General features: G+C 49.9%; 6 protein-coding genes and 1 pseudogene. 3 read left to right on the forward strand and 4 right to left on the reverse strand.

Annotation, left to right across the window (positions count from 1 at the left end):
• The first annotated feature begins 19 nt into the window (after positions 1-19).
• On the forward strand, positions 20-7,177 hold the full coding sequence (locus OO184_RS12790; RefSeq protein ID WP_265379516.1) for a TcdA/TcdB pore-forming domain-containing protein: 7,158 nt from the start codon (positions 20-22) through the stop codon (positions 7,175-7,177).
• 212 nt (positions 7,178-7,389) lie between these two features.
• On the opposite strand, the gene OO184_RS12795 is transcribed toward OO184_RS12790, so the two are convergent.
• The 4 genes from OO184_RS12795 to OO184_RS12805 all read right to left on the reverse strand — a co-directional run bounded on the left by OO184_RS12795 (position 7,390) and on the right by OO184_RS12805 (position 8,900).
• Positions 7,390-7,848 carry a DUF6392 family protein gene (locus tag OO184_RS12795; protein ID WP_265379519.1) on the reverse strand — a complete coding sequence of 153 codons (459 nt, stop codon included), beginning with the start codon at positions 7,846-7,848 and terminating at the stop codon, positions 7,390-7,392.
• 31 nt (positions 7,849-7,879) lie between these two features.
• Positions 7,880-8,092, reverse strand: a complete 213-nt coding sequence (locus OO184_RS12800) for a DUF3916 domain-containing protein (protein WP_265379517.1) — start codon at positions 8,090-8,092, stop codon at positions 7,880-7,882.
• A gap of 128 nt (positions 8,093-8,220) precedes the next feature.
• The gene (locus OO184_RS25230; protein WP_376712559.1) at positions 8,221-8,472 is read right to left on the reverse strand and encodes a DUF3916 domain-containing protein; all 252 of its coding nucleotides are present in this window, start codon (positions 8,470-8,472) and stop codon (positions 8,221-8,223) included.
• Positions 8,473-8,654: 182 nt separating this feature from the next.
• A complete protein-coding gene (locus OO184_RS12805; protein ID WP_176692918.1) occupies positions 8,655-8,900 on the reverse strand; it encodes a hypothetical protein in 246 nt (81 codons plus the stop codon).
• Between the two features lie 157 nt (positions 8,901-9,057).
• Between OO184_RS12805 and OO184_RS12810 the strand changes: the two genes are divergently transcribed.
• Together OO184_RS12810 and OO184_RS12815 are read left to right on the forward strand one after the other, a co-directional pair.
• A complete protein-coding gene (locus OO184_RS12810) occupies positions 9,058-9,426 on the forward strand; it encodes an ASCH domain-containing protein (protein ID WP_049584799.1) in 369 nt (122 codons plus the stop codon).
• Positions 9,427-9,552: 126 nt separating this feature from the next.
• A pseudogene (locus OO184_RS12815) lies at positions 9,553-9,708 on the forward strand (SymE family type I addiction module toxin); the annotation flags it as partial.
• Between the last annotated feature and the right edge of the window lie 111 nt (positions 9,709-9,819).

A 9,819-nucleotide genomic window follows, 5' to 3' on the forward strand; every position in this document is an offset into this window, starting at 1 on the left:
TTTTTTAAGGAGAATCATTATGCCCAATAACAGCTACCAATCGCTGCTCGCATCTGCGCAAGCGACCCTTAAAGAGATGAAGCACAAACCGAATATCGAGGCGTTGATCCAGGCTATCAAGCAAGGGTTTAGTAAAAATAATCATAAGTGGACCCCTGAGCTAATCAACAAGCAAAAAACGCTGGAGCACGCGCTGGAGAAAGACGCTTATATACGCTACAGCAATGACCTGCCGGTTGACGCCAGCGGCCTCAATGAAGGTGAGCAACGGACATTTGTCAATTATATCAAGACACTGGCTGCGCGTACCACCAAGGTCGATATCTTAGTGCAAGGCAACGAACAGGCAGCTTTGTCTTCTCAAACCGACACTATCCTGAGCAGTGCCGATGCTTTCCGAGTGCTTCCCAAGGATTTCAAGCAACGCCATAGCGCCCGAACCAATATTGGTGCGAGACTAACCATCAACGTTGACAAAGCACATTTCAACTCGCTTGCCAATGCGTTGACCCAACTGTTCAATGAGGACAATCGTGACTGGCTGGAGCAGGCCAAAATCATGGGCCCGAAAAATCTGGGGCGCCGTACTGACCAAGCAGTGATTTATCTTTCCAGCGCCGGGGTCGAACATGCTCATGCTATCGGCAATAAACTCAATAAATTGCTACCGGCGACGGCCTTCATTGAACATACTCCGACTGGCATGTATCGCGTAGGCAAAGGCATTGCCTATTCTGAAACAGTTGAAGGTGAATCGAGCAGTCATGGTCAGTCTCGAGCACGCCTGATCGCGGCTGCGGGCACAGAGTCCTTACTTACCAATACCCCGATCGAAAAGACCCTATCAAGAACCTTGCAGCAACGCGGGTACGATATACACAATCCAGCCCTGCTAGCGCAAGCGGTACGGGATCGCGATCTCAAGGGCAGGCTAATGTCCATGATTGGTGGAGCCGAGCACCGCCAAGGCAGCACCGATATCCAGCAATTCGCCATCGATCCTGTATTGTTCGCCAGATCCAACACCATCAGTGCCGAGACATTGGTTAGAGCGGGGAGACTCCCGGCAGAGGGACATGCCCAGTTGGTGAAAGTTAAAGCAGGACTATACGAACTCGAATACGCTGCTCAAAGCACGAATGATGTCGCTAAGGGTAACGTCGATAGCGTGCCAGCGTATTTCCTTGGCTACAACGGTTCAAACCAAGCCAACGCGATACCAGCCTATGTGGATATTCCTAAACATGCGGTTCCAGGGAGCTTTCTGTTTACTGGAACGTTGTCGGGATGTTCGCTGGTGGTGACCAATCTTAACGCTGATACTTACCGGGTCTACCACGATAGTCGAGTCAATAGTTCGCTGCTGTATGACAACGTAGTCATGGCAGTGGATTATAAGGATTATCAAGTTGCAGGCACCACTAAAGGCTTCGCCGCAGCGTACATGCAATACGTTAATGGAGAATGGCAACTAGTATTTCAGCGCCAGGAGTATCAGCAAGATGGTCAAACGCTCTGGCCGAAGTCGCGTAGCAGCGAGGAGCCAATATCGATCCAGACTGCCAACAGTCAAGTGGCTGAGCGTAACCAAGCCCAATTCGCGGCTTACCGTGAGAGGATTCATCAACAACTGAAAAAAGTCGCTACTCAGTTCGGAGTGCCCGTCGAAGGGGTCTCTGATGGTGTATACAAAGAGGGAGAGTTTTCTCCTCATCATCCGGCGATTGCTGCGTGGATTGAACTGCATGATAAGGTTCAAGCCAAGATCATAGCAGACACTCAGCAGTTGGTAGACAAACGAAACGAACTCTATAAAGCCCAAAGCAGCACCAGCGAAAATTTTCAGCTTGCCCTGATTGATCAACAGATAAAGCAGAACAATATTACGCTGGAGTACTACAAAACGCGATACGATTCAGTCTTGGATGAAGCGCTCTCCGTCGAACAAAGCTGGTTATGGCAGCAAATCAAGTCCAAGAACGGTGTAGATGCGGTGGTGCGGATTGACGATACGTCTATCCATAGCGGCGGTAAGGAGCACACCAGCAACGTGGGTGAGCGTTACGCTATTATCGAAGCTTACCAGCGAAGCAGACTGGGTGCCGAGTTTACTGATGGCTTGCGCAACTTCCAAGATATCAGTATCCCAGGTTTTGACAATAGGATGTCGGCCCTGGAGATGAAAAGCCTGTTTCTTGACAGCCAACTTACTCCTAAACAGCGGGGCGCCTTGAGCAGCCGCATCACTGAAACCAGCCGGGCCGAATACATCGACAAAATACTGAAACAGACAGCGGTGTTCAGCGAGGATTTTCATCGTGCCGGTAGCAGCTTTGATCGTCTGGCGCCACAAGATTTTTATCTGTCGTTGGTCGGAGATGTATCTGGCGGCCGTTGCTACCCCTTGGTCAGGGCGATGGCAGTAGCGCTAGCCAGCGGCGGCGAAGCGGGTATTAACAGTCTGGTAGAAAAACTCTTCCTGGCCGCCGCCGCCCCTGAGGCAGGTAGTTCCACGTTACTAAAAAACAGTCTGGCGCGATTGCACTCCAACATTGAGGCCATACAGGCATCAACGCCTCAAGGGGAGATTAAATTACCTGGAGTAGTTTCCCTGCTGAAAAAGGCGACCAAGACCTCGACGTTCGCGCTCAATACCCCGTATCACTCGATGATGGTGGGGAGTACGGTTGGATCTAAAGGGCACCGTTACTATTTCTATGACCCGAATGTCGGGATCTTTGCCTTCAACGACACAGCCAGCTTCTCTCTAGCCATAAAGAATCACTTGGTGAGACGCAAGCTGGCCGCCCACTACGGTTCGCTTGGCAGCGAATTGTCCCCAATCTTCAATCTGGTGGAGATAGATACTGACAAAATGGCTGAGGTGCCGGTGGGTAACGGCCTGAACGTAGCCGACCTGACCCGCCCCGGCGAACTGGCCGCGGTCATAGAGCAGCAACAGCAAGTTGAGCAGACAGTTAACGCCCAGGTACGGATTGCCGAAGACACCCGGTTGCGCTCCGCGTTGGTGACCCTTGATGCCGAGCAATGGGGGGCAAAGTTCGACGAGGCCAGTACACGACTCGCTCAGGAAAACAATCTTGACCAGCACTGGATGCCGGTGATTAGCAATACCGAGGACCAAGGAGACGGCCGCTACCGAGTCCAGTTTATTAATCGCGACCAACCGGAAGAGACCCGTTGGGTGAACAGCGGCGATGCCACCTTTATCGAATTCCGCCGCTTCGTCAATGAACATATGCTCACCCTGAGCCAACATTTCACCCTTGAACGCGGTCAGATTCGACCCAAAGGCAATGTCAGCGAGGTAGCTCCGGTTGATGGGCTGAACGCCGGGTTTGCGATACAGACACTAATCCAGTGGTTTGCCGACAAGAACCGCAACGATGCGGCACAAGGGATCGCTTCGCCCGACCTGGCTACCGCGCTCAAAGTCCACAGCTATCTCAACTTTGTTCAGATGGCTCACGGTAGCGTGCAAGATGTAGCCAAAGTTACCGAACTGGTGCGTACAGCGTTGCGCGGCGAAGTAGTGGCAGCCGAAACGTCGCTTAAGGACTTTACTTCCACCCTAGGGCACACCGTCAACGAAGGCGCCGGTGTATTATTTGGCGGCGCTATGGTCGGGCTGGATGCTTATGAGCTAGCCCACGCCGAGAACGATGTACAGAAGGCGGTGTTCGGTACCCAGTTGGCGTTTGACTCGGCTAGCTTTGTTACCGGTACCGCCGGAGTAGGCGCTGGATTGATCGGCGCCTCGACGGCCGGGGCAGTACTTGGTGGTGCCGGGGTGATCCTTGGCGGGCTCGCGGTGGGCTTTACGGCACTGGCTCAAGCCTTTGGTGCGGTTGCCGAGGATGCTAAGGCAGTGGGCCGTTATTTCGACACGGTCGACAAGGCCTATAAGGGCAATGGCTATCAATATGACAATAAGAAAGAGGTGCTGGTACCTCTGGCTGGGGCGGTAATCAAGACCTTGGATCTGCGCAAGAATCAGATTGACTTCGACAGCCAGTATATCTACCGCACCCATTCCGGCTCTACCGGTTCGGGGGAAATCAATTACTTCTTCTGGGTCGGTGACTTTCCGCGCATGGTCCATGACCGTGGTCAGGCGATCGAAGTGCGTAGCGGCATTGGTTACAAAGATATCGCCCGGTCCCTTGAACATGGCGATAGCAAGGTTGTGATCCTGCCGGGCACGCCCAAATCCTACATCAGCTACGAATACATGCTGCTTCCCGGCGCCACCACACGCCACGACGCCGGCTTTGATGTGATCCGCAGACTAGAGGAAGACAAGCGGTTCGACTACGACTTCTACATTTTTCCGGGTGAGGAAACGATCCGCAGAATTCATCATGAGTACGTCGACACCTCGATCGAAGTAGTGCTTGACCAGCGCAACAGACAACTAATCGTGCCCGAGCTGCCCAAGGAACTGCATAGCTACCTGCATTACGAGATCAAGGGAGCGGGCGGCGAGTACCTGATCGGCCTCAACGAAGGCACCCGGGTTAAGCTCATGAACGATGGCTCCGATGCGTTGTCGCGCTGGATCATTGATAGCAACCAACTCGCCAGCGATACCATTAGCGTCTCGAAGAACCAACTGGTAGTTGGCGGGGTAGTGGTCGAACTCGACCCAACCCGCAAGGAACAGGTGCTGGTGGTCAACCGCAAAGGAGAGGTGCGCGAAGTCGACTTCTCCAGCCTGACAACTCAGGTGGTAAGCGAAGATGCGAGCAAGTGGCAGGTACCCGGCCAGCAAATCGAGCAGCACCTAAGTGATCTAGCTAAGGCGCATAAGTTGCACGGACAGTACGTGGTGGTGGAAAACTACAACCATAACGGGCGTGATGTTGGTCGGGCGTTCTACGACGTAACCAACGAACGGATGCTGTTCACCGACACCACCCACGAACAGGCCAAACATGCCCAACTGGGTGCAGTGATGGGCGACCATGCCTATTTCTTCGATACCGACAACGCGGCGGCGTGGCGGGTAAACGCCGCCACCGGACAGGTCGACGCACAGTTTGAGCCTTGGTTCAATCAGAATGCGGGCCAGATCAGTCGGCTATGGCAAGAGGGGGATGCAGTCTACCTGGCGCGCCGTTATCAGCTAAAAGAGAAGGAAGCTGAGCTGAGCTATCGACTCCTCGATGACCGAATGGAATTGGTCAGTGTGGTGGGTGATGATGCACTGCTCCGGCTTTCGGCACGTACCAGCCGGCACGGTGATGAGCTTAAAGCCATACTCCAGGGCTATGAAAACAATAGCACCCAGCGTGAGACTCCGACGTATACGCTGGGCGCCCCGCTTATCCAGCCGACCAATGCGGCGCTGGTCACGGTGTTCGGCGTGGATGCGGCTGGCGTGCCTCACCGTTACTGGATACGCACCAGCGACGGTATGCTGATCAAGCCGAATTTGGCGCCACCGGGGGATCAAACCTTACACTTTGAAGTACACGAACAGACCCGCAGTGCCTGGCCGATCCCAGCCGATCTCGTGTTAGCGGGCAGCATTCCCCGCCCTGCAAGTACGGAAGTGTTCTTCTTCTACAGCAAGGAACAGAAGGCTTTGTTCCGCCAGGAAGGTCCTGGTCAGGCTATTCTCGACGCTAACCATCCCAGTGCATTGCGCATCAACACGCCAGCGTTGGCTAACCTAGTCAACCTGAACGGTAGCCTGCTCGCCATCACCGACGATGGACGCGTGGCCCGGCTCGACGCGCAGGGGCAGCTAAACTACGAAGCGGTTAACGAACATTGGCTCAAGGGACGTACCCACTGGTGGCAGGATCTGGCTAGCGTCACCGATGGCAAAGCCACCTTGGCTGTGTTTGGAGTCAAGGGCGCCGACAGCAATAGCCTGCTGCCGGTGTGGTACCACAATGGTCAGGTGGTGGTGGCTTCCGCGCCTTTGCAAGACAAGCATCTACAGTTCCTGGGATTCGAAGCGGATGGTACCTCCGCGCGGCTCTTCGAGCCTGAAAGTGGCAAGCTGCATCGCCAGCCGCCTATGACTGCCGACGCGCTGGCTGCCGCGTTCGGTACCGACGAGGTGCTTGAAATTTCGGCGCAACTTCCCGCGGCCAGTGAGTTGACGCCCGGGTTGCATCTCAAGGCGGCGCAACAGGTCGATACCGGCATGCGCCTGATTACGGCCAAGGGCGAAATCTTGCTGCGAACCAACAACGGCGAATTGCAGTTAGTTGGCGTTGACAAAGGCTGGCAACAGAACAACTTGGCCCAACTGCCACAGGCACTCACCAAACTCGCCGACCAGTGGCAAGCCAAAGGGGTACTGACCTTACAGGACAACCAGGAGCTAGGCTGGTTCGATATCGGCAGCGGTCAGATATTTTCAGGTAATGGAATCCCTGTCTCGAATAATCTGCGCTTCGTAGGGATCGCCCCAAGCGAAAAGGCGGCATATGTGTATAGCCCGACGAACCAGGCGCTGTATCAGATCAAAGACGGCAGCGCGCAGATACTCAACAAGTTTACGGGCGTGGAGCGCATCGGTTCTTCCCTTTTGCTTCAAGGCGGAGGTGCAGGCGGCAGCAAAGACGAATTGACTCCACCAATCATTGCCGGTGTCGACAGCGTGGTGCTGCATGGCGGCGCCGATCACGATACCTACCGCCTCAGCCAAGCGATGTGGTCCCATTACCATACGATAATCATTGACAACAACGACCGGGGCCAAGCCTTGGACCGCTTGATCCTACCATTAGCTGATCCAGAAAGTATCCTAGTGAATCGCCACGATGACGACTTGATGTTGACCGATTCCAACAATGGAACGGCCTTAGTGGTACGTCAGGTATTTGGCAGCCAACCTATGGCCCATCGGCATCTGGAGATCGAGCTGGCAGGTGCTTCTTTAGCGGTCAGTGTGGACCATCTGGTCAAGAACTTTACTCTACGGGGTTACACTAAAAGGAGACTGGTGGATCTGTCTTGGGCTAGCAAGCACCCAGTCATGGTGACCCGTACAATTGACGCTGTTCCGGGTGCGGAGAAGCCGAACCTAGCCAAGCTGAGCGGTGCTATGGCTTCGTTCCCTGACACCGGCGGCGCCAGCGAACATCTGTCGCAAATCCGTCAAGCTTCTGAGACGGCACTAGCGCCATCACTGTCCTAAGGTAGCACGAGAAATAACAGAAGGGGCGCAATGCCCCTTCTGCCCAGATCGCTGCCAAACCTCGTTGAAAATAAACTGCCTTCCAAAAAATTCGCTTAAAATTAAGTGACCTGAGTCCGGTAGAGTTCCCAATTCAAACATTATTAATGCTTAGTATAACCTGTCCAATTTTTTGGGGTTACTTCACACATTGACCGGGATCATTCTCAATATTATGGCAACATTAAACTGCCTCCACATAATAAACCATCTTGATTAAATTGGAGATGCAACGCATATTTTTGATATTCATATTTTATCCAGTTGTTAATGTAACCAAGAAGCATATCCATTTTGCCTCCACCTTTCATTAACGGCTCTCCTAATACTTGGATTACGCTCTCTGCATCCCATCCTTCGCTGATATTAGATAATAGACACCCTGTAAAAAAGGCATAACCTTCATTACCACTAAAATAAAAGTGAATATGGTTTAATACACCCTGTCGGAAACCTATTTCTATTCTAGAATGAACAAAACTATAATAAGTTGTTTGTCCAACTGTATCGTTATACTCCGAAGGATCCTGTGATATTTTTGGCTGTTCTCCTATCGCTAGACAGAGTTCATTAAACTCCTTAGATAATTCTGTTGTGCCAAGGGCACTAGTAAATTTTTTCCAATCAATCATCACTTAATCACTCCCATCTTACGATTACACTTCACCAATAATACCAGTATTCAGAATAATAAGGCTTTCCGCCGTCATCTTCACTTATTCTAAGAACACCTAGCTCTGAAAAACCATCAGGTAATCGTAAGTTCCACTCTTTGCATAGGCTTCGTTCACTCAATAAAATTATTTTACCAAACCGACTATATCCATTACGCGTATGTTCATTGAAATACTCCTCAGATATGAATATACCCTTCATCTTTCAAGCTGCTGCTTTGTTGGCTGCTTTCACTCACCCCAGTCACATCGTTATCTATGCTCCTGGGGATTCGTTCACTTGCCGCCGCGCTGCAACTCGAAATCTATTAGGTATATACATAATTCACTTTAAAACATATCAGGCAATACAATGGAACAAGTAATTCTTATATTATTTTCGTTGTCTGGCTTCGCTTTATAAATGTTATAAGCTGCACCTATCAAATCTTGATCACAAATAGATTGAATATTTCTATTTGTCTTTTTTCCTTGTACCAATGCTAAATGCACTGGGATTTTGACATTCCAGTAACTGTAAGAATAATCATTTTCAGTGATAACAGGAAAATAGATTTTATATGATTTGGACCATATTTTCAATGAGCGTAGTCTACGTGTAATACCACGCAGCTTTTTATTTCACAACACTATTCTACGCATAGACATTTATAACTTCCTTCCTTTAGCAGCATCAGTTTTGGTTCACCGTACCATCTAAGTTTAAAACAGCCTTAAATTTCCCTTTGTTATTAAAAATCTCAAGATGGTTTTTATGTTGACCATCAAGATATAGCTAATCGCTTTTTCAATATTATTATTGGCTTTGTAAACACTCTGCATCTGATATATTTTGCTGGTTTTTTGCGTACTATTTTTATTTGAATACCAAAACTGGGTTGAGTAAGAAATTCTTTCATATTTCCAACATCTCCACCGCCTTTTGCACCCGATTTACTAATTCCGCCTGCAACTCCCGGCGCTGCCGCAATTCCTGCCTGCCTCATAATCTTCACGATTTCCTGGGCCATATCTTATGAGTCCCGTGTCAAACCAATATTAAAATGTCACCCTGTTCTCCAAAATAGAAATGTCACTTTTTCAAGGTAGGTTAGCGTATAATCTGTACAATGCAGACTTGATGTAAAGAAGTGACTTGTTTAAACCGAATATGGATAAATTAAATTTATGAAAGCGATTTCAATAGTTGCACCAGCAGGACAGAGCATTGCCGTTGGCAAGAAAACATTAGAAATCAGAAAATGGTATCCAGATCTCTCAGATAATGAAGATTTGTTGATCATCGAAAATCAGCATTACCTGTTAAAAGACGGAGACGAAGAAATAGGGAAAGCCGTTGCGATCGTTAAAATCAGAAACATTCGACCATTTGAAGAACAAGATATTGAGGCTGCATGTGCATCTTATTTTGAATCAGGTTGGTTAGCATGGGAACTGACAGATGTAAGATGTATTGAGACTCCAATTGAAATGATTGCAAAGCGAAAAATTTATGAGGTGGATTGGGAACCAAGCTTAGTAATCGAAGCAAAATAGAGATGAGCAGCGACACGATGAAAAAAAATTTATTATGACCAAGAATCAATTCCCTGTTATCCAAAACAAATTGTCACTTTTAGCTAGAAAAGAGAACAAGGGAGTTAGCACTATTTTTCAGGCAGTTCGAAAGTCCAACGCCGCTATAAGGTCGGCTATATCAGCCGATGTCATGCAGACCATCACACTGGCATGACCCGCTATTACAGCTAGCACCCCAGTTTGTACTTAAAGGGCAACTGGCTGGAAGAAGCCGGCTTTGCCACCGGACAACCAGTGTAAGTTTGCATTGAGCACGGACAATTGATTATCCAGCTCGTTGAGAACAGATGACGACTAAAAGAAAAATCCCAGCGCTTTTTGAACTGCACCCCAAAAGTTAGACACTAACTA

It is taken from the genome of Photorhabdus aballayi (assembly GCF_026153155.1).
In the GTDB taxonomy this organism is placed as follows: Bacteria; Pseudomonadota; Gammaproteobacteria; order Enterobacterales; family Enterobacteriaceae; genus Photorhabdus; species Photorhabdus luminescens.